19 protein-coding genes are annotated in these 21,868 nt (G+C 68.3%); 5 read left to right on the top strand and 14 right to left on the bottom strand.

Annotation, left to right across the window (positions count from 1 at the left end; genetic code table 11):
* Positions 1–3: 3 nt before the first annotated feature.
* The 3 genes from ACN9M6_RS13640 to ACN9M6_RS13630 are packed head-to-tail and all read right to left on the bottom strand — an operon-like array spanning position 4 to position 4,081.
* Positions 4–1,962, bottom strand: a complete 1,959-nt coding sequence (locus tag ACN9M6_RS13640; protein ID WP_419163436.1) for an acetoacetate--CoA ligase — start codon at positions 1,960–1,962, stop codon at positions 4–6.
* Positions 1,959–3,359 carry a cbb3-type cytochrome c oxidase subunit I gene (locus ACN9M6_RS13635; RefSeq protein ID WP_419163435.1) on the bottom strand — a complete coding sequence of 467 codons (1,401 nt, stop codon included), beginning with the start codon at positions 3,357–3,359 and terminating at the stop codon, positions 1,959–1,961. The genes ACN9M6_RS13640 and ACN9M6_RS13635 overlap by 4 nt, the downstream gene beginning before the upstream one ends.
* Positions 3,356–4,081, bottom strand: a complete 726-nt coding sequence (locus ACN9M6_RS13630) for a c-type cytochrome (RefSeq protein ID WP_419163434.1) — start codon at positions 4,079–4,081, stop codon at positions 3,356–3,358. Before ACN9M6_RS13630 ends, ACN9M6_RS13635 begins: the two co-directional genes overlap by 4 nt.
* Positions 4,082–4,349: 268 nt before the next feature.
* On the opposite strand from ACN9M6_RS13630, the gene ACN9M6_RS13625 reads away from it, so the two are divergent.
* The gene (locus tag ACN9M6_RS13625) at positions 4,350–4,592 is read left to right on the top strand and encodes an AbrB/MazE/SpoVT family DNA-binding domain-containing protein (RefSeq protein ID WP_419163433.1); all 243 of its coding nucleotides are present in this window, start codon (positions 4,350–4,352) and stop codon (positions 4,590–4,592) included.
* A complete protein-coding gene (locus ACN9M6_RS13620; protein ID WP_419163432.1) occupies positions 4,570–4,974 on the top strand; it encodes a PIN domain-containing protein in 405 nt (134 codons plus the stop codon). The genes ACN9M6_RS13625 and ACN9M6_RS13620 overlap by 23 nt, the downstream gene beginning before the upstream one ends.
* 55 nt (positions 4,975–5,029) lie before the next feature.
* Here the strand turns inward: ACN9M6_RS13620 and ACN9M6_RS13615 are convergent, their stop codons facing one another.
* The 6 genes from ACN9M6_RS13615 to ACN9M6_RS13590 form a co-directional block, all read right to left on the bottom strand.
* Positions 5,030–6,178, bottom strand: coding sequence for a 6-bladed beta-propeller (locus tag ACN9M6_RS13615; protein WP_419163431.1), 1,149 nt, complete (start codon positions 6,176–6,178; stop codon positions 5,030–5,032).
* Complete coding sequence (locus tag ACN9M6_RS13610; protein WP_419163430.1) at positions 6,175–7,668, bottom strand: M56 family metallopeptidase; 1,494 nt, start codon at positions 7,666–7,668, stop codon at positions 6,175–6,177. Before ACN9M6_RS13610 ends, ACN9M6_RS13615 begins: the two co-directional genes overlap by 4 nt.
* A 5-nt stretch (positions 7,669–7,673) precedes the next feature.
* Positions 7,674–9,200, bottom strand: coding sequence for a M56 family metallopeptidase (locus ACN9M6_RS13605; RefSeq protein WP_419163429.1), 1,527 nt, complete (start codon positions 9,198–9,200; stop codon positions 7,674–7,676).
* On the bottom strand, positions 9,197–9,565 hold the full coding sequence (locus tag ACN9M6_RS13600; RefSeq protein WP_419163428.1) for a BlaI/MecI/CopY family transcriptional regulator: 369 nt from the start codon (positions 9,563–9,565) through the stop codon (positions 9,197–9,199). The genes ACN9M6_RS13605 and ACN9M6_RS13600 overlap by 4 nt, the downstream gene beginning before the upstream one ends.
* 345 nt (positions 9,566–9,910) lie before the next feature.
* Positions 9,911–11,515 (bottom strand): acyl--CoA ligase family protein, encoded by a 1,605-nt coding sequence (locus ACN9M6_RS13595; protein ID WP_419163427.1) that lies wholly within the window; start codon positions 11,513–11,515, stop codon positions 9,911–9,913.
* Positions 11,516–11,537: 22 nt separating this feature from the next.
* Positions 11,538–12,314, bottom strand: coding sequence for a CehA/McbA family metallohydrolase (locus ACN9M6_RS13590; protein WP_419163761.1), 777 nt, complete (start codon positions 12,312–12,314; stop codon positions 11,538–11,540).
* 479 nt (positions 12,315–12,793) lie between these two features.
* Between ACN9M6_RS13590 and ACN9M6_RS13585 the strand changes: the two genes are divergently transcribed.
* The 3 genes from ACN9M6_RS13585 (at position 12,794) to ACN9M6_RS13575 (ending at position 13,981) form a co-directional block, all read left to right on the top strand.
* Positions 12,794–12,940, top strand: a complete 147-nt coding sequence (locus ACN9M6_RS13585; RefSeq protein ID WP_419163426.1) for a hypothetical protein — start codon at positions 12,794–12,796, stop codon at positions 12,938–12,940.
* 684 nt (positions 12,941–13,624) lie between these two features.
* Positions 13,625–13,819 carry a hypothetical protein gene (locus ACN9M6_RS13580; RefSeq protein WP_419163425.1) on the top strand — a complete coding sequence of 65 codons (195 nt, stop codon included), beginning with the start codon at positions 13,625–13,627 and terminating at the stop codon, positions 13,817–13,819.
* An 18-nt stretch (positions 13,820–13,837) separates the two neighbouring features.
* A complete protein-coding gene (locus ACN9M6_RS13575; RefSeq protein WP_419163424.1) occupies positions 13,838–13,981 on the top strand; it encodes a hypothetical protein in 144 nt (47 codons plus the stop codon).
* Positions 13,982–14,312: 331 nt separating this feature from the next.
* On the opposite strand, the gene ACN9M6_RS13570 is transcribed toward ACN9M6_RS13575, so the two are convergent.
* The 5 genes from ACN9M6_RS13570 to ACN9M6_RS13550 form a co-directional block, all read right to left on the bottom strand.
* Positions 14,313–14,633, bottom strand: coding sequence for a GYD domain-containing protein (locus ACN9M6_RS13570; RefSeq protein ID WP_419163423.1), 321 nt, complete (start codon positions 14,631–14,633; stop codon positions 14,313–14,315).
* A gap of 34 nt (positions 14,634–14,667) precedes the next feature.
* A complete protein-coding gene (locus tag ACN9M6_RS13565) occupies positions 14,668–16,686 on the bottom strand; it encodes an ankyrin repeat domain-containing protein (RefSeq protein ID WP_419163422.1) in 2,019 nt (672 codons plus the stop codon).
* Between the two features lie 2 nt (positions 16,687–16,688).
* The gene (locus tag ACN9M6_RS13560) at positions 16,689–18,116 is read right to left on the bottom strand and encodes a DUF1552 domain-containing protein (protein ID WP_419163421.1); all 1,428 of its coding nucleotides are present in this window, start codon (positions 18,114–18,116) and stop codon (positions 16,689–16,691) included.
* A 9-nt stretch (positions 18,117–18,125) separates the two neighbouring features.
* Positions 18,126–20,651 carry a DUF1592 domain-containing protein gene (locus ACN9M6_RS13555; RefSeq protein ID WP_419163420.1) on the bottom strand — a complete coding sequence of 842 codons (2,526 nt, stop codon included), beginning with the start codon at positions 20,649–20,651 and terminating at the stop codon, positions 18,126–18,128.
* Between the two features lie 107 nt (positions 20,652–20,758).
* Positions 20,759–21,358, bottom strand: coding sequence for a hypothetical protein (locus ACN9M6_RS13550; RefSeq protein WP_419163419.1), 600 nt, complete (start codon positions 21,356–21,358; stop codon positions 20,759–20,761).
* Positions 21,359–21,868: the final 510 nt, after the last annotated feature.

The following is a 21,868-nucleotide window of genomic DNA, read 5'->3' as shown; positions in this document are numbered from 1 at the left end:
GGGTTACGTCCGGAGTTCCAGGCGGTCCCGGTACTCCTCGAGCGCCTCGGGATTCGCCAGCGCATCGGAGTTCTTCACCGGCTCGCCCATCACCACCGCCCGCACGGCGAGTTCGGAGATCTTGGCGCTCTTCGTCCGCGGGATGTCCGACACCTCGAGAATGCGCGCCGGGACGTGCCGCGGCGAGGCGTTGTCGCGAATCTCCGTTCTGATCCGCCCCTCCAGTTCTCCATCGAGACGTTGCCCGTCCGCGAGCCGGACGAAGAGGATCACGCGCGTGTCATTCTCCCACGGCTGTCCGATGACGATGGACTCCATGACTTCCGGGAGCCGGTCCACCAGCCGGTAGATCTCCGCCGTCCCGATCCGCACCCCGCCCGCGTTCAATGTCGCGTCGGAGCGGCCGTAGATCACCACCCCCCCGTGTTCCGTCCACTCCATCCAGTCGCCGTGCCGCCACACGCCCGGGTAGACGTCGAAGTATGCCTCGTGGAACCGGCTCCCATCCTCGTCTCCCCAGAACCCCGCCGGCACCGACGGGAACGGCGACTTGCAGACCAGTTCCCCCTTCCCCGTCGGCATCGACTGTCCCTCTTCATCCCAGACATCCACGTCCATGCCCAGCGCTGGCGCCTGGATCTCCCCCGTCCACACCGGGAGGAGCGGATGCCCCACCACGAAGCCCCCGCACAGGTCCGTCCCTCCCGAAATCGAGGCCAGGTGGACGTCGGACTTCACGTGCCGGTACACGTAGTCGAACCCCTCCGGGACGAGCGGAGATCCCGTGGACACCATCGTCCGCACCGAGGAGAGGTCGTGTGTCTCGCGCGGCCGGAGACCCTTCTTCCCGATCGCGTCGATGAACTTCGCCGACACGCCGAGCTGCGTCATCCGGACCTCGTCCGCGTAGTCGAACAGGACTTCCGGCCGGGGATGGAAGGGCGAGCCGTCGAACAGGACGACGGTCGCTTCGCTCGCGAGCGCAGACGCAAGCCAGTTCCACATCATCCACCCGCAGGTGGTGAAGTAGAAGGTCCGGTCGCCGCGCCGGACATCGGCGTGGAGTTGGTGTTCCTTCAGATGCGTGAGAAGGACGCCCCCCGCCGTATGGACGATGCACTTCGGGACCCCGGTCGTACCCGAGGAGAAGAGGATGTAGAGGGGATGGTCGAAGGGAAGGCGCCGGAACTCGATCTCCCCCGCTTCGCAGGGCGCGATGAAGTCGTCGAACAGCACCGCGTGCGGGATCGCCGAGATGTCGGGCTCCGGATCGGTGTGGGGGATGATGATCACGCGCTCCACCGACGGAAGCCGGCGCACGATCTCCGGCAGACGGTCGAGGCTCGAATACCGCCTCCCCTGCCAGAAGTAGCCGTCGGCCGCCAGCAGAACGCGGGGTTCGACCTGACCGAAGCGGTCGAACACGCCCTGCGCGCCGAAGTCGGGGGAGGCGGTCGAGATCGTGGCCCCGAGGCTCGCCGACGCGAGCATGTACACAATGGACTCCGGCATGTTGGGCACGTAGCCGGCCACCCGGTCTCCCGGCGCGAGTCCCAGCGTTCCCAGCGCCTGGGCGAGCCGCGAGGTGGTGTCGTAGAGCTGCGCCCAGGTCAGGTCGCGGCGCACGCGGTCCTCGGCCCGGAACCTCAGGGCCGGCGTGTCGTCGCGCCGCAGGAGCAGGTTCTCGGCGTAGTTCAGCCGGGCGTCGGGATACCAGCGGGCTCCGGGCAGGCGGTCGAAGTCGACGACGACGCGCTCGCCGCGCTCGCCGATGACGCCGCAGAAGTCCCATACCGCGTTCCAGAAGGCCTCCGGCTCGCGGACCGACCACCGCCACAGCGCCTCCGGAGAGTCGGCCCCCGCCCGGCAGCGCCCGTTCGCGAAGCGGAGGAACGCCGCCATGTTCGTCGTCGCGGCGAAGGCGGGATCCGGGGTCCACAGCGGCCCGTTCATGCCCGTCATGCTCGCTCGGCCGAGACCCAAAAGTACCGGAAGGCGGGCAGCGCGAGTTGGGCGACGACCCATCCGAAGAAGATCAGCGACAGGGTGCCGAAGACGGCGAACCCCACCCCGCTCCAGGCGGAGACCCACTCGGGCGGGACGTACGTTTCACCCGGGGCATGGACCGCGCGCGTCACCCCCACCGCCGTCCCCACCACGTGCAGCCAGAGCACGAGCCCGGCGACCGAGACGTTCAGCCCGATGAGCGCCCACCGCATCGCCGGGGTGTGGAGCGTGTCCCACCCGTCCTCTCCCCCGCGGGCCTGGCAGTGCTCGCTCAGGATCCAGATCACGGCCCCCAGCAGGATCATCGTGTCGATGCCGATCATCGCCCCCATCGCGTGCCCCGTGACCACATACGTCCCGTGAATTAACGCGTTCAGCGGGGGAACGGAGATGAGGATCGCGCTGAACAGGATCGCGCACGTCCACCATTTCGCCGCCGCGAACGAGCCCCGGGCCGCGCAGAACGTCGGATCGCTCGGCTTCCGCAGCGCCCGCCACAGATCGAACATCGCACGCGCGAGGACGATGATCTCCATCATGCTCACGACGAAGGCGATCCACTTCACCGACTCCCGCGCCGGGAGATGATAGCTGTGGTGCGCGAAGTTCGTGAACGAGTTGAGCAGTCCGACGCCGAACAGCATGTAGGCGGTGGTCGAACGTCCGTACGAGGGATCGCCCGAGATCCGCTCCCCCAGGTAGATCACCGACCCGTAGACGAAGAGGTTGAAGCTGCCGACGAGGGTGCCCGTCGCCTTCCACTGGATCCGCATATCCTGCACGGGATCGCCGAAGATCCCCGGAATCAGCCACATGTGCTGTTCGATGAAGGTGACGATGAAGAAGAGGAGCCCGACGCCCCACATCGTCACGTAGACCGGCCGTTCCCAGAACCGCCTCCCCGCCAGCCGGAAGAAGTTCCACGTATAGCAGACCCAGCCCGTGAGGATGAGGAGGGAGAAGAACGGGTGGAAGCCGACGTATTCGCGGCCCGTGCCCACCCCGAGGGCCAGCGTCAGCAGAATGCCGAGGCCGGCGATCGCCCACGTGGAGACCTGGATCCTGAGGCGCCAGCGGTCCCCGGTGGTCGGGGGGGCCTCGTCCTGCAGGAAGCGGTACACGACGGCGACGCTGCCGAGGAAGACCCATGCGGAGGCGAAGACGGTGTGGATCGGCCGCAATTGTCGGAGGTCGAGTCCCACCTGCTGGAACCACGGCGCCAGCGCCGGCACGGAGTAGAACGCCGCGAGGATCCCGCCGAGGAGCGTGATCGCGATCGCGACCAGGCCGCCACGTATGAAGGTGAGCACGGCGAACTGGTGCGCGGGGTGGCCGGCCTCGAAGGGCTTCACGGGAACTCCCACCACGGCAGCGCGCGCCAGTCCAGTCGGCGGTCCGCCGCCAGCGCCTGCGTCGCCACCTCCAGCTGCTCCCGGTTCGCGCCCAGGAACTCGAGGAACGCCATGATCGCCGCGCGGTCGGCATCGTCGAGCGGCGGGACCGGCGGCGGCATGCCCTTCAGGGGGCGGCCCTCGGCCAGCACCCGGTCGAGCGAGTCGGGCGCGAGCGAGCCGGCGACGAGCGACAGGTCCGGCGCCCCGACCGGCGACGCCCGGAACGGGAAGTGGCACGCGCTGCAGGGCCGGATGCGGTAGGCCGCCAGCCCGGCGGCCACCTCGGCCACATCCTCGGCCGCGACCTCTCCCTCGCCAGCCGCTACCGCCGCCTCGATCGCGCGCTCGAACGCGGCCTGCGCCCCGGCCCCCTCCCCCGGATTCCCGAGCCGCAACTCGCCGCGGCCGATCTCCGGCCGATCCATCTCCCGCAGGAACGCCGCCATCGCCGCGGCCTCCTCGTCGCTGAAGCCGAGCGGCGGCATCTGGCCACTACCCACCGTCAACAAAGAAACGAGCCGGGTGGAATCGACCCGGCTCGCGGCGTTCGTCAGATCCGGTCCGAGGAACCCCCCCTGACCGTACAACTGGTGACAGGTTTGACAGGCATACCCCTGCCAGAGTTCACGCCCCGCGAGCGCTTCCTCCGACAGGGGGGTATTCCGTGAGTCTGTATACACCAGCCCCGTCTGGACCCCGAAACAGAGTACGAGCCCAGCCAGGAGCAGCTTCTTTCGGACCGGCGTACACATGGGGAGCGCTTGAAAGGGTTGGAGTCGTGTTGTCCCGGACCTGCAGATGATCTTCGCACAGGGCAGCGGTCGTCAAGCACGCGACGTCATTTGATCGTCGGTTGACGGGCCCGCTTAGTGTGGGAGCCGATGGCTTGACACGGATACCTTACTGAATCATCATTTTATGTAAGGCATCCACGGAAGGAAGGAGACCATGCTGGTAAGGATCACATCCAAGCGTCAGGTGACGTTCCCCGCCCGGGTCCTCGAGGCGATGGGCGTGCAGCCCGGCGACCGGCTCGAGCTGGAAGAAAGCCCCGAAGGCTTTATCCTGCGGCCGCAGCGGATCGACCTCTCACGTCTGGCACCGCTGCGCGCCAGGCTGCGCTCCGGATCCGGCCAGTTCGATATCCACGCCTTCCGCGCCGAGCCCCATGATCCAGCGCTACGGGATTGACACCTCCGTGCTGGTGCGCCTGCTGACGGGCGTGCCGGAAGCGGACTTCACTCAGTCCGTCCGGCGGCTCTCCGCCCTCGTCGCCGATGAAGGCTCGGCCGTGGTCGCTTCGAACCAGGTGATCGGGGAAGCGTACATCGCAGTCCGGCACCACTACGGCGTGACCAGAGCCGACGCCCGCGGCGGCTTGCTCGACGTGCTTCGCAGCGGACTCGTGGCCCCCCTGAACGGACGTCCGATCCTGGAGGCCCTCGAGGCCTCCGGTGGACCGGGACTGCTCGACCGCCTCATCGCCAACGACTATGCGCGTGAAGACCTGGATGTCCTGACGCTGGACAAGGCGATGGCCTCCCTCCCCCGTGCCCAGGTTCTCGCCCCCTGACGCTCCCGCGGGAACGTGCCCGCGGGGGGTATGCTCGGAACCCGTTCAATCCGAGTCACGGCCCTGGTTCGAAGCGTACGCGGGCCGCCCGCTGGACGCCGAGGGAGTCCGTGGTGGTGCCGTAGAGGGCGGACTCCGTGACCCAGGGCAACGCCCCCGCACGCACGCGGCCGGGCCAGCGGTACCTCGCCACGAGGACGCCGCCCTCGTATACATCCGCCTCGATCATCTCGGCCCCGCCCGCCGCCGTCTTCCGGACCCACAGCCGACCTCCTCGGTCGAAGAAGAGCGCGGCCAGCGGGGGTTTTCGCTCGGGGATGTCGAACGGAGGCTCGTCGAAGTTGCCTCGCTCCATGTCCCCTTCCAGGCGTCCCCGCGCGTATTCCACTTCAGCCGGGCTGAGGGTCGGGCCGGGGTCGGCCGGACCGACAAGCTGCGAGACGGCACCATCGGGGCCCTGAACTTCGATCACATGCGCGGAACTCACGGCGCTCGCCCACGCGCCCCGGGGACCGTACGCCTGCAGCCACTGCGGCCCGTACGGCTGATGGAAGTACATGAAGCCGAAACCCCGGTCGCTCGAAAACTCCACGGTCTTATGTCCTTCCGCGGCCGCCACGGGCTCCAGCACCCTGACCGTGTCCGCGCTCCCGTCGGGATTCAGGTGGATGCGCGCTTCGACGAACCGCCCGCCCCCTTCCGGCAGCAGGCCCAGATCGATGATCCGTCCCTCGGCGTCGAAGACAACAGGGTAGCCGCCCAACTGCCCGGTGAAGAGCCGCCGCACGGTCCGTACGTAGCGCGCTCCCGCCTCCTCCAGCTCGAATACGGTGAAGCGTGGCTCCTGGCGTACCCACAGTTCGCCCTCCGGGGAGAAGCCGACGCAGCACGGAGTTCGGAACTCACTGGGCCCGTCCCCCTCGCCGCCGAGGTGAAAGAGAAAGTTCCCATCGGGATCGAAGACCCGCACTTCGTGCGCCTGGCTGTCGGTCACGAGAATCCGCCCCAGCGGATCCGCAGCCACGGAGAAGACGTAGCCGAACACGTACGGATCGTCCCCTTCGAGTTCCCCGATCTCGAGGTCGACGAACCCCTCGAAGGCCGGTACCTCCGCTTGCATGGTCGCGGAGTCGCCGCCGGCGCAGGCCCCGGCGGTGAACACGATCGCGGCCCATGCTCCGATCCGGCTCGCGGCCGGCTTCATCGGGCGCGGGGAGGCGGCTGATCCACGAGGACGCGTTCAATGGTCCCCGGCGGGAGCCACTGGGATGACAGGATCGTGGCTCCGCGCGAGGATCCTGGACGCGTGGACCCGGAATCGTCATGAGGGTTGGCGGAGAGTTCCCATTTGATGCTCCAGCCACCGTCAGCCGTGGACTGAACCTTCGCGCGAAAACGCAGCGGGATGGTGTGGCCCTCGGCTTGCAGGTCGTCGGCGTGGCAGCCGGCACACGACAGGGAACCGAGTCTGGCAGCCGGCTCCTCGGATCGCCCGTAGTGGAGGGTCTGCAGCCCGTCGAGCGAGTCCATCAGCTCACCATACGTCCTACCGGTCATATTGATGCCGTGGGGAGACTCTCCAGCCTCCGCGAGGGGAGCCAGGCCCTCGGCTGGAGGCAACTCGACGACTTCGAGATCTGCGGTCGACAGGGTGGCGAGGGGCGCGTCCATGGCGGGCACTTCGACCGCGGCCGGAGAGGTGCCCTCGCTGCAGTAGACGAGGCCGAACGCGAGGAGGACGACGAGCCCGCCGCGGAGTACGGCGCGAAGCGCGGGTGACAGGGTCCCCGCGGGCCTGTTTGTGATGATCATTCGAAGCCTCCTTTCCAGATGTCTTGTTCGGCGACCGCTGTGGGCGGCGCTCGCGAACGACGGCGGACGGGAGGTCCGCTCCGCGCGCACGAGGTCGAGCGCCCGAACCAGCGAGCGGGCGTAGTCGCGGGGGGCACACCCGAACGCGTCTACGACAAGTGCGTCACAGCAGATTTCCCCGGCCGCCCGCAGCCGTCGCCTCGCCCACCAGGCGATCGGGTTCCACCAGAAGACGGTGCACGCGAGCCACTCCAGCCACCGGACGAGGTGGTCGCGGCGGCGGACGTGGGCCAGTTCGTGCGCCAGAATCCAGCGCAGCCGGGACCGCTCCATTCCCTCGAGGAGGGCGGACGGTATGAGGACACGGGCGGTACCGCCGCCCCAGTAGACCATGGGCGACACGACCGCGTCCGTCGTCTGGATCGTCGGCACCTTCCTTAGACCGAGCGTGCGTCCGACCTCCCGCGCCATCTCCTGCAGGCCCGGGCAGGGGCCGCGCGACGCACGTTCCATCGAGGCGCGGAACGCCCGAGCCCGCGCGATCGTCCACCCGACCATGGCAACCGCGCCCAGGATCCACGCGAGGACGAATCCGAACCCTCCGTTCTGCGTGAACCCGGCCCCTTCGGCCGCGCCGAGGGGACCCGCCGACCGGACTGCGCTGAACGTCACCGCCTCGGCGGGGACTGGAGCCGGGGCGGCCGGGTTCAGCACCGGCAGGGCGATGAGCGGCGGGACGAGCAGCGCCGCGAGCAGCGTGAGGCAGAGCGCATGGCACAGCCGCGGCCGCTCGTTGCCCCTCGCGGCGAGCCACACCGCGGCGCCAAGGACGATCGAGATGGCGAGCTTGCTGCCGGCGATCTGCAGGGCGAGATCCGTCATCCAGACTATCTTTCGGTCGGGCGAGATGAGCGGGGTCCGGCTGGCCAGCTGAAATCCCACCCCCACGGCGGGTTCGGCCCGAAGATCATGATGCGATATGAGCCCATTGGCGTTTCGGGAATCCTGTCCAGGAACGTCCACCCGCCGTCCGCAGCGGCTTGGGCGATCAGGATCCCGGTGTCGGGAAGATCCTCGGCCCGTTCGGCGGCCGCAGCCCACAAACCGACGTTCTGCGATAGCGGCCCTTCCACGTCAGCGTCGTAGTCGACCACCACCAAGCCCCGGAAACGGTGCTCGTCCTGTCCGCCCCCGCTCCCACTCGTCTCATAGCTCCAAGTGATCCTCTTAGCCCGGATTTCGCGGGCGAGCCTCTCGGTGATCCGTCGACGCTCGACGACGGAGGGTTCGGACTGGCGCCTGTCTACGATGCCGAGATGGACCGGCTTCCGTGGAGCCTGGCCTCGGGCCATGGGCGGGACTTCCAGCGCAGTCGGCGAGGCCTGCGAGGCCTGCTCGCTGCAGTAGACGAGACCCAGCGCCAGCGAGGCCACGAGTCCGCCTTGCAATACCAGGCGAAGCGCGCGCGGGAGGGCCGAAGCAGGCCTGTTGGTGACAATCATACGAAGTCTCCTCTCAAGTAGTCGTGTTCGTCGGCCGCTGTCGGCGGCGCTCGCGAAGACCGGCGGGCGTTGCGTCTCGTCGGTCCGCACAAGGTCGATTGCCCGCACGAGCGCGCGGGCGTAGTCGCGTGGAGCGCAACGAAGGGCCTGCACGACCATGGCGTCGGAGCAGACTTCCCCCGCGGCCCGGAGCCGCCGCCGCGCCCACCACGCCACGGGGTTCCACCAGAAGACGGTGCACGCGAGCCACTCGATCCAGCGGACGAGGTGGTCGCGGCGCCGGACGTGGGCCAGTTCATGTGCCAGGATACAGCGCAGTTCGGTCCGGCTCAGGCCCTCGACGAGGGCGGATGGGATGAGGACCCGGACGGCGCCCCCGCTCCAGAACGCCATGGGAGAGACGAGCGCGTCCGTCGTGTGGAGCGCCGGAACTCTCGCGAGGCCCAGGTTGAGGGCGATCTCTCCAGCCATTCTCTGTAGTTGCGCGGGAGCTTCGCGTGAGGCTCCCGCGAGTAAGCGGCGGAAGCTTCGCGTCCTCGCGACCGTCCAGCCCAGGACCGCCACCACGCCCACGAGCCAGAGGAGCACGAGGCTCGATGCTCCATACTCGGCAAACCACCCTCGGTCGACTGCTCCACCGACGGCGGCGGGCTGGCCGTCTCCGATGGCGACGGCGACCGGGGATACGACGTCACGTGACGCGACGTCCGCAGGCACGCTGGCTGAGGGCTCGGGCTGCAGCACCGGGAGCCCGATCAGCGGCGGGATGAGCAGGGCCGCGAGCAGCGTGAGGCAGAGCGCATGACACAGGCGCGGCCGTTCGCTGCCCCGGGCGGCGAGCCACACCGCGGCGCCGAGAACGATCGAGATCGCCAGCTTGCTGCCGGCGACCTGCAGGGCGAGGTCCGTCATCTCTCCTCCAGCAGCCGGCGCAGGCGTTCCATGTCGGCGTCGGACAGCTTCCGCTCCTCCACCAGGTGCGTGATCATCGGGACGAACGATCCGCCGGTGACCTGATCCGCCAGCGCCTCCAGCCGGCCGGCCGCATAGGCCTCGCGGCTGATCCGAGGCGTGAAAAGGTGGGCCGCGCGGTCGCGGTCACGGTGGACGAAAGCCTTGTCCTCAAGCCGCTGCAGGAGTCTCTGGATCGTTCCGTGCATGGGTCTCGCGGCCTCCGGATAGAGCTGCTCCCGGAGGAGGCGAGCCGTCAGGCTCCGTTCCTCCCAGAGCCGCTCCATGACCGCGAGTTCCGCGTTCGCAAGTTTCGGTACCGCCATCTTGCACTCTCCTCCCGCTTGAACTACGACACTGAGTCGTATACTGCGACACGATGTCGTACCTGTCAAGCGGTCGGATCGGGCACGGTCGCCGCGGCCCGCCTGAGAAACGGCGCGAGATCCCAAGCCACCATGGGAGTGTCGGCGCCCCTGTGTCGGTCTATGCCAATTGAAAATATGATTTTGAATTGGCATACGGCTTCACAGGGGGCTTCCAGTAACAACCCCCAGGCAGGAACCTCAGGTCGCGCTCCCTCGGCGCCCCTCGCGGGAAGGTGGAGGCGAACGCCCCGGGTTGATGGAACGTTCCCGCGGGAACGTCTCTCGACTCTGGTCAGGCGCGGGTCAGTTGATGCGCTTCTCGCGGTCGGCCCACTCGCGGTCGCGGAGGACGTACTTCTGGACCTTGCCGGTGGAGGTCTTGGGGAGGGCGCTGAACTCGATCGCGTCGGGGCACTTGAAGTGGGCGATCCGGCCGCGGCAGAAGTCGATGATCTCCCGCTCCGTGGCGTCAGCTCCCGGTTTCAGCGTGACGAAGGCCTTGGGTCGTTCGCCCCATTCGTCGTGCGGGACGGCGATGACGGCGCATTCCAGCACGGCCGGGTGGCGGGCGACGGTCTGCTCGACTTCGATGGTCGAGATGTTCTCACCGCCGGAGATGATGATGTCCTTGGCCCGGTCCCGGAGTTCGACGTATCCGTCGGGGTGCCACACCGCGAGGTCGCCGGAGTGGAACCAGCCCCCGCGGAACGCCTCTGTGGTCGCCTCGGGCTGCGCGAAGTAGCCCTTCATGACGATGTTCCCGCGCATCACGACCTCACCCATGGTTGTGGCGTCGCGCGGCACGTCGCGGCCTTCTTCGTCCACCACCCGCATCAGATCGGAGGTGACGAACCCCTGCCCCTGGCGTGCGAGGAGCTGTGCCTGCTCCGCGGCGGGCCGGTCTGCCCAGTCGGCGTGCCAGGCGCAGGTAGCGGTGGGGCCATACGTCTCGGTCAGACCGTAGGCATGGATCGGCTCGAAGTTGAGCGCGCGTAGTTGCTCGAGCAGAGTGGGCGAGGGCGGCGCCCCCGCGATCATCGTCCGCACCGGCTGCTCCAGCCGCCGGGCCGCCGGGTGGTTGACGAGCATGATCTGGACGGTCGGCGCCCCGTTGTAGTGCGTGACGCCCTCCGACTCGATCAGCTCCCAGATGCGGTCGGGATCGACGTCCCTGAGGCACACGTGCGTGCCCGCCACGGCGGTCACCGCCCAGGTGAAGCACCAGCCGTTGCAGTGGAACATGGGGAGGGTCCACAGATAGACGGCGCCCGGCGTCATCTCCACCTCGATCAACTCTCCGAGCGCGTTCAGATACGCGCCGCGGTGGGTGTACACGACGCCCTTGGGGCGGCCGGTCGTCCCCGAGGTGTAGTTCATCGAGATCGGGTCTTCCTCGTCCGCCGGCCCGGTGGCGAGCGGGGGCGGCTCCGTCGCGCCGGGACCGGAGTCGAGCGCGAACGCAAGAAACGCCTCGTAGGGGTCGTCCGGGGCGCCGGTGTCGTCGATCCGCACGACGGGCACCCCTTCGCCGGCGAGCGCATCCCCGTCGATGCGCGATTCGAGGGCCCGGTCCACGAACAGGTACCGCGCGCCGCTGTGCTCCAGGATGTAGGCGATCTCGGTGGCGGCCAGCCGTGTATTGATTGCAACCAGCACCCCGCCCGCCGCCGGCACCCCGTAATGCGCCTCGAGCAGGGGCGGCGTGTTCGGCGACAGGAACGCGACCCGGTCGCCCGGCTGCAGCCCGGCGCCGAGCAGCCCCGCGGCCAGCCGCCGCACGCGAAGCTCGAACTCGCGGTAGGAGTAGCTCCGGTCCCCGTGCACGACCGCGATCTTGTCGGGATAGACGAACGCGCTCCGCCGCAGGAAGTCGAGCGGCGTGAGTTCGGTCCGGTCCGGGCTCCTCAAGGTCCGCCCTGCCCCTCTCGGCTCAGTCGCCACCGGCTGCGGAGGCTCCGCCGGCTTCAGACAGCAGCCGGCGATAGACCTCGCGCGCTTCCTCGAACTGCCCGTAGACGTGGTCCTGCTCTGTCTGCGACCGCCAGCCAGGCCACTGCCTCGCCTGCCGCTCGAGTTCGTCGATCCAGTCGAGCCCGTACTGCGCGCCCGCCGCGTCCCGGATCGCCGCGCCCCCGACGGTGAACCAGACGGGATTCGTGAACCCCTGCGGATAGGCGGCGTCGAGCGGGAACCGTTCCGCCGGCTCGCCCTCGGCCCGCAGATGGATCCAGCCGCTTCCCTCGATCTCCACGTCGCCCGAGAAGGAAGCGGACATGCGGTCGTCGGAGAGTTCGAGATCGAGCACGTCCTGACCGTCGCGCACCAGCCACACCCGCGTGAGCGGTACGATGGAGCGGACGCTGGCCTCGACGCTTACGCTCGCGGCGTCCGCCCCGAGATCGAGCACCGAACCGGGGATCGCGCCGTCCACCGTGAGTTCGACCAGCGGCCCGTTGGTGACGAACGCGGCCGCGCCCCGCAGCCCCTCGTACCAGCCCTCGGCCGTCCGGCGTCCGTCCGGCGTCCGCACGTAGGTCCGCATCGCGCCCAGCAGCGGGGTCGCCTGCAGGTTGCTGATCGAGTCCTCTCCGCCGGTGGCGCATACGCGCACGTCGTTGCTCCACAGCGCGTAGATCGGGAAGAAGCCCGCCCGCTCGGCCGAAGACCATTCGAGCGCGTCGCTCGTCCCCAGCACGGCGTCGACCATGAACCCCTTCCCGCCCATGAGGCCCACCGTCGAGCGGGTCCATGTCCCCGGAGTAGGGGTGGACGTACCCGGTCGTCGCCCCCTGGTCCTTCGCCTTCCGCATCATGTCCGTGTTCGACGGATAGAGGCTCTCGATCGCCGTCCCCTCGTATCCGGTCGTGAACGGGGAGATGAGGTGGTCGCGGAGCCCGAACATGAACACGTGCCCGTAGAACGGGGGCCGGTACTCCTGTCCCACCACGACGACGATATCCTCCGTCGACACCGGGTGCGCGCCGCCGCCGGGGACGAAGAACTGGTGGTCGAGGATCCGGTTGTCCTTGTTCGCCACCTGCTCGTTCACGATGTCCTGGTCCTCCGCCTCGGACATGAACATCAGGTTCTCGAGCGTGTTGTGGAGGTTCCCGGCGTAGTTCATGTGCACGTGCGTCGAGCCGTTGTGCCAGCCGCCGGCCGAGAGATCCGCGAACCGGTGCAGCGTGACGGCCAGATCGACCGTCTCGCCCGCCTCGATCGTCACCTTCATGCGCTGGGGCTCGATCTCGAAGCCCTTCACGACGGTGAGGTCCGCTTCGCCCGGCGGGAGGGCGACCGTGAACGTCCCGTCGGTGTGGAAGGCCGGATAGCCTCCCCGCTGGCCGATGCGCGCGTATTCGTCGGCCGGGGCGTGGTACTTCCCGTCACCGCCCAGCAGCGTGACGCGGGCCGGCACCGGACCCCGTCCGGTGGCGTCCGTGCGCACCGTGACCGAGAGCGTGCCCGTGGGCCCGGCGTACGAACGCTCGCCGATCTCGATCCGCCGCCGCCGCCCGCCGTAGGTCTCGATCAACTCGAGTTGCGGCAGGCCGTCTTCGTTCGTGATGTAGGCGATCATCTCGCCGTCGGGCGACCAGCGGGGATGGAAGGCATCGTGATCGAAGAAGGTGAGCTTGTACGGCTCCCCACCTTCCGTCGGCTGCACGTACAGGTTGTTGAACTGGTCCGCGGCCCCCGCCGTCGACGAGTAGACGAAGCGTCGGCCATCGAGCGACACGTCGGGCCGGGTGCGGTACAGCGTCTGCTCTCGCAGCACCGTCGTCGCCTGTTGTATCCCGTCCGCGCGCGCCGGCACCCGGATCACGTTCCCGGAGCCCAGCGGGACGTCGCGGTTCGATACGAGGAGGAGGTCCTCGCCGCCCGGCATCCACGCGGGCGACAGGTGCATGTCCATCGGCCCGAAGTAGAGCCGGTTGTTCCCGTAGTCGTTGTCGCTGGTGACCGCGATCTCGGACCCCGCCCAGTCTCCGTCCGCGACCGCCCGGATGTAGACGTTGAAGAACCCGTTGGGCGCGCTCGACACGTACGCGACGCGGCCCCCGTCCGGAGAGAACACGGGATCCGCATACACGAAGTCGTCGTCCGTCAGCGCCCGCGTCTCGCCGGTCTCCGTGTCCAGCATCTCGAGCTGGATCCGCTCCCCGCCGTGGTCCGCCGTGTACACGACCCAACGGCCATCGGGAGAATAGGAGGGGGACGAATGGTACGTGTCCCCGCGCGTGAGTTCGGTGGCGTCGCCGGTCTCCACGTCCACTTCCCAGATGGAGCCGGCCATGCCCACGGCGATGGAGGCTCCGTCAGGCGACCAGGACGGGAACCAGGGCGTCGTGCCCGGCGCCGGCGGCAGGTAGTAGTTGTGCATGTAGTTGCCGCCGTGCCGCACGCCGGGATACCCGCCGAACTCGGGCGGCGGCTCCTCGGCGAGGACAGGCGTCACGGGCCGGGCCGAAGACGACTCCAGCGGACCGGGTTCGCCGGCGACGCCGGGCGCACCGCCACCGGGCTCGCAGGCAAGCGCGAGTCCGGCGGCAAGGAAAGAGAAAAGGAGGACGGGAGCGGGGCCGATACGCATTGCAGCTCGCAGGCTGAGAGAATCGGGGTAACGGAGCCCCAACTTGCCCCGCGCCAACCGCCCCGCGCAACGCTCCCGGAGCTATGATCAGCCCCGGGAACGGCGGTGGATCAAGCTCCCGGCAGGCGGTAGGAAACGCCCTGGGCGACGGCCTCGTCCACCGTCTCCGGGGTGAGCAGTACGGTCACGGAGACGGTCAGGGCCCCGGCCGCGGCGATGTTCAGCGACAGCGACAGGGCGGCGGTCTCGTCGGGGAGATCCGTGATGAGATAGAGGTCGTTTTCCCCGAACGCGTAGTAGAAGCCTTCCAGCGTCCCTCCCACGCTCTCGACGGTCTGCCTCAGGGCCTCGCGGCGTCCCGTGCCTCCCTCGGCGATCAGACCCTTCAGACCGGACTGCGTGTAGCTCGCCCGAAACATGTACTTGGCCATGACTCTCCGTGTCGTGCCGGCTGGAAGTTGCTGGTTAGCAGGTCACGCAGTTGTTGTTGTTCTTCGCGCCGAGACTCTCGAGGAGCGCAACGGTCTCCGGGAAGGGAGATACACGCTGCACCGGACCGTTCGCCATATCGGCCGTGGTCTGGCCGCGGCGACTGACGACGGTGACGTCCCCACCCATCTCTACGAGGTAGAGGATCATCTCGTCGTCGCCGCGCGAGGCCGCGTTGTGGAGCGCCGTGTAGCCCCCGTGGTCGCGTGCGTCGATGTCGGCGCCCAGTTCCTCGATGAGGTACTTGACCGCCGGCATCCAGCCGTCCGGCGTATGCCGGTGCGCGTTGCCGGCGAACCCCTCGCCGTACCCCACACCCGAGGCGGCGTGCAGCGGCATCACACCCGGCCCGCCCGGGGGCACGGGCGCCAGTCCCGACGCGTCCGGTGCGTTCGCCCGGGCCTGGTCCGCGGCTTCGGCGGCCTGGATGAGGGCGGCCCGAATCTCTTCGTTCAGATTCTCGAGGTCCTTGTCGGGAAACTGCGACTGTTCTGCTTCGGGCAACTGTTCCCGGATGTCCTGCAGCAACGTCAGCTGGTCATCCTCGGACAGTTCCGCGTACGAAGAGTCGCGCAGCGCGTTCAGCGCCTGCTGCCGCAGGAACTCGTCCGGTGACAGACGCTGCCGACGCGGGGGCGCCTTGGTCGGCATATTCGGATCGGCTCCGTACTCGATCAGAAGCTTCATCGCCTCGACATCCGTCGCGTACGCCGCGCGCCAGAAGGCGGTGGCGCCGTTCGTGTCGACGAGGCCGCAGTTCCGGTTGCCGCAGCCGGTGTACACCATGTACCACGGGTGCCGGGTGATTCGGTGGTCGGGATCCGCGCCGGCGTCGAGCAGCGCCCGGGCCACTTCCAGGTAGTTCGCGCGCTGCAGCGACCGCTCCTGGGGCTGCGGGAAGCGGGTCCGCGGCTGCCACCTCGCGTTGATCACGGCCCACAGCGGCGATACCCCGTTGAGTTCGGCGGCGATGTTGGGGTCGGCGCCTCGCTCGAGAAGGAGCAGCACGAGATCGAACTGGCCGTTGATCCCGGCCATGACCAGGGGACTCGTCCCGTCCGCGGTACTCACCCGATCGATGTCCGCGCCGCCGTCCAGAAGGGCGACGGTCGACTCCACATAGCCCTCACGCACCGCATGCAGGAGTGGGGTCAGTCCGCCGATCTTCTCGACCGGGGGAAGGAAGAGACGGCTGAAATCGCTCGGATCCTCTTCTTCTTCTTCCTCTTCGGGCAGGCCCTCCGCGTACACTTCGCGTCCGGCGCGGACGGCGGCCTGGAGTTCAAGCGACGTGGGGGTGCGGGCTTCGTCTCCCTCACCGACGAAGGCTTCAAGCACCTCCGTCTCCCGCTGCCGCGCCAGACGGTCCAGCTTCTCCTGCTCTAGCAGATCGACCACGATGGAAGTGAGGTCGGGATCCGCGCCGCCCTCCAGCAGCGCCGTGATCGCCTCGGCCCGGTTGCCGGCGGCCGCGAACGTGAGCGGGGTCTGGCCCCACTCCGTCTCGCGCGCATCGGGATCCGCCCCGGCGTCGAGCAGGACGGTGACGGCCTCGGGGTTCCCGGCCGCGGCGGCCAGATGGAGCGCTGTCGCGCCGCTGTTGTCCGTAAGGGCCATGACGTCGGACCGGGCTTCGATCAGGCTGCGCAGGATCTCCGGCGCCCCCCGCCGCGCCGCGAGATGCAGCGGCGTGTACTGCCCGACCCGCGTGACCGCCGCGACATCCGCACCGGCGTAGATGAGCATGTCGGCCAGTTCCGCGTCACCGCGATCCGCGGCCCAGTGCAGCGCCGTCATCCCGTCGCCCTGCGCCGCGTTGACGTCGAGCCCCTGCCGCAGCAGCTCGCGTACCGTCGCCGCGTCTCCGCGCATGGCGGCGTCGGCTACGGGAGAATCAGGGGGAGAATCAAGGGGAGAAGCGGGCGGCGTCCCCGCCGAAACGAGGACGGCCGCACAGAGGACCGCGAGCCCGTGCCGAAGCTTCGCCGCGCGCACCGTCAGCTCCCCGCGTCCGTCGTGACCGGGTCGGCCTGGTTGAGCGATAGCGGCCCCGTGCTGTCGCCGAACGCATCCATGTCATCCATGCCGAGTCCGTGCATGACCGACAGCATGGCGTTCGCCATCGGCGTCCCGTCCGGCGCCTGGATGTGCATGTTTCCGTCGAGCATCCCGTTCCCGTGCCCGAGCATGAAGAGCGGCGCCCGCCGGTGGTTATGCAGGTTGGCGTCGGCCATCGGCGAACCCCACAGGACCACCGTCTGGTCGAGCAGGTTCGACTCCCCGTGCATCGTGTTCTTGAGCTTGTCGATCAGATACGGAAGCTGGCCCACGCGGAACTGGTTGATCCTGTTGAACTCCAGCACCGCCTCTTCACGGTTCCCGTGGTGCGAGGCCGGGTGGAAGGGCCGGTCGGATGGGCCCTCGGGGAACACGCGGTTCTGCGCGTCGCGCCCGGTCTTGAACGAGATCACGCGCGTCATGTCCGTCTCGAGCGCCAGCACCTGGATGTCGAACAGCATCTGCATGTGCTCGCTGAACGAATCGGGCACGCCGGCCGGCGCCTCGGGCAGTAGGCGCTCCTCGCCGCTCGAGTTCCGCGACTCGACCATCTCGATCCGCCGCTCCAGCTCCCGCACGTTCGTCAGGTACTGATCCATGCGGCGCGAATCTTCCGCGCCGAGGGTCCGCCGCACCGAGGAGATCTCGCCCGAAATCCAGTCGAGGATGCTGCGCCGCGTGGCCCGTCGCGCCGCGCGCTCCTCCTCGCTGCCGCCGGCGCCGAAGAGAAGGTCGAAGGCAACCCGCGGATCGCGGATCATGGGCAGCGGCTCGGTCGGCGACGCCCAGCTCAGCGAATCCGTGTAGGCGCACGAGTAGTTATAGGTGCAGCCGCCCGCTTGATCGAGGTTCTCGATGCAGAACTGCATGGACGGCATCGGCGTGTCCTGGCCGAAGCGCTGGGCGTAGATCTGGTCCATCGAGGTCCCGCAGAAGATGTCGGACCCCTGGGTCTGCTTCGGATGGGACTGCGTCAGGAACACCGCACTCGAGCGGAAGTGGTCTCCGCCGATCTCGGGCGGCGTGAACGCCTCCGCATTCCGGACATCCGTGTTGCTGATGATCGTCAGATGCTCGCGGTACGGGCGCAGCGAGACGAGCGCGCTGTCGTCGATGATCTCGAACTCGTGGCCCGCCTTCTCCGGCGCGAAGAGGAAATTCGGCGCGCCATGCTCGCTGTTGCAGCCGGCGAGCCCGTGCACTTCCTCGATCGCGATGAACCGGGTGCCGGTCTCCGCCTTCGTCGACGTCGCACCCCACAGGCGGCCCGCGGGAACCATCGCTTCGAGCAACGGCAGGGCCAGCGTGGCCCCGACCCCTCGGACGAAGGTCCTCCGCTGCATGTGCTGTCCGGTGATGAATTCCATGTTTTCCCTCTACCGGCGGTCTTCGGAAACCTCTTCTTCTACCGTAGTCACGGGCATGGCCCGCTTCATTCTGAACGCGTCGCCCTTCACCACTCCCAGGATCAGCGACGACACCCTGTAGTCGTCCGCTTCCGCCTCCTGGACGATCGACCGGATCCACGGCTGATCGTAGTACTCCACGCGACGTCCGAGCGCGTACGCCGCCAGGTTCTCCGTGAAGTTCCGGAGGAGCGGCAGCGGACGCGCGAGCAGTGCGTCGACTAGCTGGGGCGGCGTCGAAACCGCCGTCCCGTCATAGAAGTCACCGCGCGTGTCGAGCGGCATCCCGTTCTCGCGCAGGCGCCATTTACCCGTGACGTCGAAGTTGTCGAGGGCCAGACCGATCGGATCCATGAACCTGTGGCAAGAGCGGCAGGCCGGACTCGCCCGGTGCATCTCCATCCGCTCGCGCGTCGTGAGCAGACGACCGTCCTTCGAACTCTCGGTCTCATCCAGATCCGGTACCCCCGGCGGGGGCGGCGGCGGCGGCGTGCCGAGCAGCACCTCCATAACCCACTTCCCGCGCAGTACGGGAGAGGTGCGGTTCGCCAGCGACGTGAGGACGAGCACGCTGCCGTGGCCCAGAATCCCGACGCGCCGGTCGGTCGGATACGGAACGCGCTGGAACTCCCGTCCGGCCACGCCCTCGAACCCGTAGTGCCGGGCCAGACGCTCGTTGACGAACGTGTAGTCGGCCCGGAAGAAATCGAGCATGCTGCGATCCTCGTGGATGAGACTCTGGAACAGGAGTTCGGTCTCCCGTTTCATCGCGTCCGCGAGGTTCTCGTCGAAGTTGGGGAAGAAGTTCGGGTCGGGCCGGACCTTGTACAGATCCTGGAGCCGCAGCCACTGCGACAGGAAGCGCGAACTCAGCGCCTCGGCGCGGGGATCGTCGAGCATGCGGAGAGCCTGACGTTCAAGCTCGCCGGGATCCGACAGTCTCCCCTCGATAGCCGCGGCGCGCAGTGCCTCGTCCGGGGGCAGTCCCCAGAGGAAGAACGAGAGCCGCGAAGCCAGGTCGATGTCCTCGAGCGCGTACACTTCCCCGCTCGCCACACCTTCGGGCTCGCGCTCCAGGCGGAGGACGAAGAACGGACTCGCCAGGATCGCCTCCAGCGCCAGCCGCACACCGACCTCGAACCCGCCCTGCTCGACGCCCATGCCGTAGAACGTCATGAGCCCATCGACCTCGCTCGGTTCGAGGGGGCGGCGGTAGGCGTGACGCGCCAGATCCGTGAGGATGCCGCGCGCGCAGGGTCGCTCCTCTTCCAGCGAAGTGGGACGGCAGGTGAAGATGCGCTTGCGGATCGGCGACTCGGAGACGCCGGTCGGGTTGTACGGCCCTCCAACGATGAGGTCCTGCAAGTGCGGCAGCGTCGTGACCCCGCCGCCGCCCGAGCCACCGCCGGCGTTCGACCACGCGTGCGGGCGAATCAGGTCCTCGTACGGCCCCTCCTGACGCCGGACGAAGGCGGCGGAAATGCGGCGCTGTCCGGCCCGGACGAAGATCGGCTCGGTCCCGACGGGCGTGAAGCCGCGGTCGTCCGCTCCGCCGCCGCGGCGGGTGTAGTGAAGCAGCGCGACCCGTTCGCCGTCGACCGAGATATCGACGTCCTCCATACGCGAGTTCGCGCCCGAGGTGAACACGAGCGAGAAAGTGTACTCGCCGTCGGCCGGGAACGCGTGCTCCACGACCATCCCGCCGCGTGTGCCGAAGGGGGCGCCTTCAACGTGGTCCCACGGGTGCTGCGAGAGGTACTGCGAGTTCTTGTAGGTCGTGTTGATCGCGGGGGCGTGACGGTCTCCCACGGCCATGCGGCTGATCTCCGCCGCCGCGTTCAAATAGGCGTCGAGGAGGGTCGGAGAGAGCGCCTGGACATCGGCGATGTTGTCGAAGTTGGCGCTCATCTGGTCGTTGGGGAGCCACTTCCCCGCGTCGACTTCGAGCCCCAGCAGGTCCCGGATGGCCCGCTCGTATTCGGGCCGGTTGAGGCGCTGGAAGGTGCGCCCGCCCGGGTCCGGTCGGCGGGCCGCGGCGCGGTCGACGATGTCCTCGAGCGTCGCGACGAGTTCGAGCAGTTCGACTTCCGGGGGACGGCGCACGCCGGGCGGCGGCATCATGCCGGCGCGCAGCTTGCGGATCATCTTCTCGGCGGTCTCGGCCTGCGTATCCGCGGCGTCGACGTCGAAGGACTCGAAGGTGAGGTTGCCCGCCAGCCGGCGACTGTTATGGCAGTTGGTACAGACCCCCTGGACGATGTCGTTCGGCCCCCCGGCGACGGAGAAAACGGAGGCGTGGCGGAAGTCCGCAGCCGAACCCACACCGGCGTGATTCGCGGCCCACGCGACGGCCGCCACCGAACTCGACGGGGCGGCGGCGGCGGAGGTCGACTCGGCGTCCTGCGGGCAGAGACCCGCCGGGGTCGCGAGGGTCAGCGCAAACACCGCACCGATGATGCGGGGCGCCACCTTTGCGTACGCTTCGTTTGCGGGCATCTCGGGCCGTTCTTTCGGGCCGCTGCTTAAAGAGGATGTATCCGCGTAACAGGCTAAGCCTTAATCGCGTTGTCTCGCAAGGCTTCCCGGCCGGTTAATCCGGCCAATCAACGACGCGGGACGTCGCTTGGCAGAGTCCATAGCCGCACCGTCGGGACAAACTCCATTTCGAGCGTTGCGAGGCGACCATCGGTCAGCGTCGCAATGGACACGACCCGGTGCGGAAGCAGGTACGAGCCGGCATAGGCGCCGTCGGCAATGGCATACGTGTCCACGATTCGGCTGGCTCTTTCCGTGTGGCCTTCAAACAGGACGAACAGTCGAGATGGGCCGGCGGTGACCGACCGCACGGCTCTCCTCGCCTCCGGGTCGATTCGGGTGACGCGAAGGATCCTGTTACCCGGTGTGGCGTCTGGGTTCGGCGTGTAGGAGATGACCTTCGGGAACGGGATCGGCTCGACTCCGGAGAACTCGCCCGGTCCCTCACCTGCACCGCCGGATGTCCACAACGGCTGGCCGCTGGCGCTGAACGCACGGATTCTGAACTCTCCCCAGTCGTCAACGAGGAATCCGCCCTCCGGCGTCCCCTTGATGCGCTGGGGACTCCCGAAGAGGGCCCCATCGATGTCCTGAAAGACCGCCGATTCAACGGGGGCGGGCAGCCAGCGCCGCTCCTGTCCGGCTGCCAGATTCCCTGTCGCAGCCATGGCTACGGAGATCAGGACTCCGATGGCGGGTAGGGGGTCCGGACACCTCATGGTCGCTTCCGCGCCGGATCCCGCCGTCCGCGGCTCTTCGCCACGGCCTGCTCCTCCCAACCATCCTCGATTGGGCCAGGGAATTCCAGCCACACCGTCTGGTCCGGTTGTAGCGCCACAAACCTGACCTGACCTGATGCAAATACCGGTGACAGAAATGCCGGATCGACCGCAGTGACGCTCGCCGAACGAGAAGCAAGGTCCAGTGCAGTCATCCGAAATGCACCGAGGTCCAGGACGAGGAGGGTGTTGGCATCTACCCAGGTCACCGAGGCCGGTGCCTGGACCTCACCCGGGGCCTTCGCCGCGAGTCATGACCGCCCCCTGCCACTCTCCATCGCGGTCGAGCACAATAACTTCGGCCAGGCCCCAGTCTGCGATGGCCACCGATCCGTCAGGACCTGCGGCGAGGTCAGCGGGCAGAACCAATCGTTCGGTTTCATCGAGTCCTCCGACGCG

Source organism: Candidatus Palauibacter sp., from assembly GCF_965197445.1.
Lineage (GTDB): Bacteria > Gemmatimonadota > Gemmatimonadetes > Palauibacterales > Palauibacteraceae > Palauibacter.
This window is presented reverse-complemented; position numbering and strand designations above follow the sequence as displayed.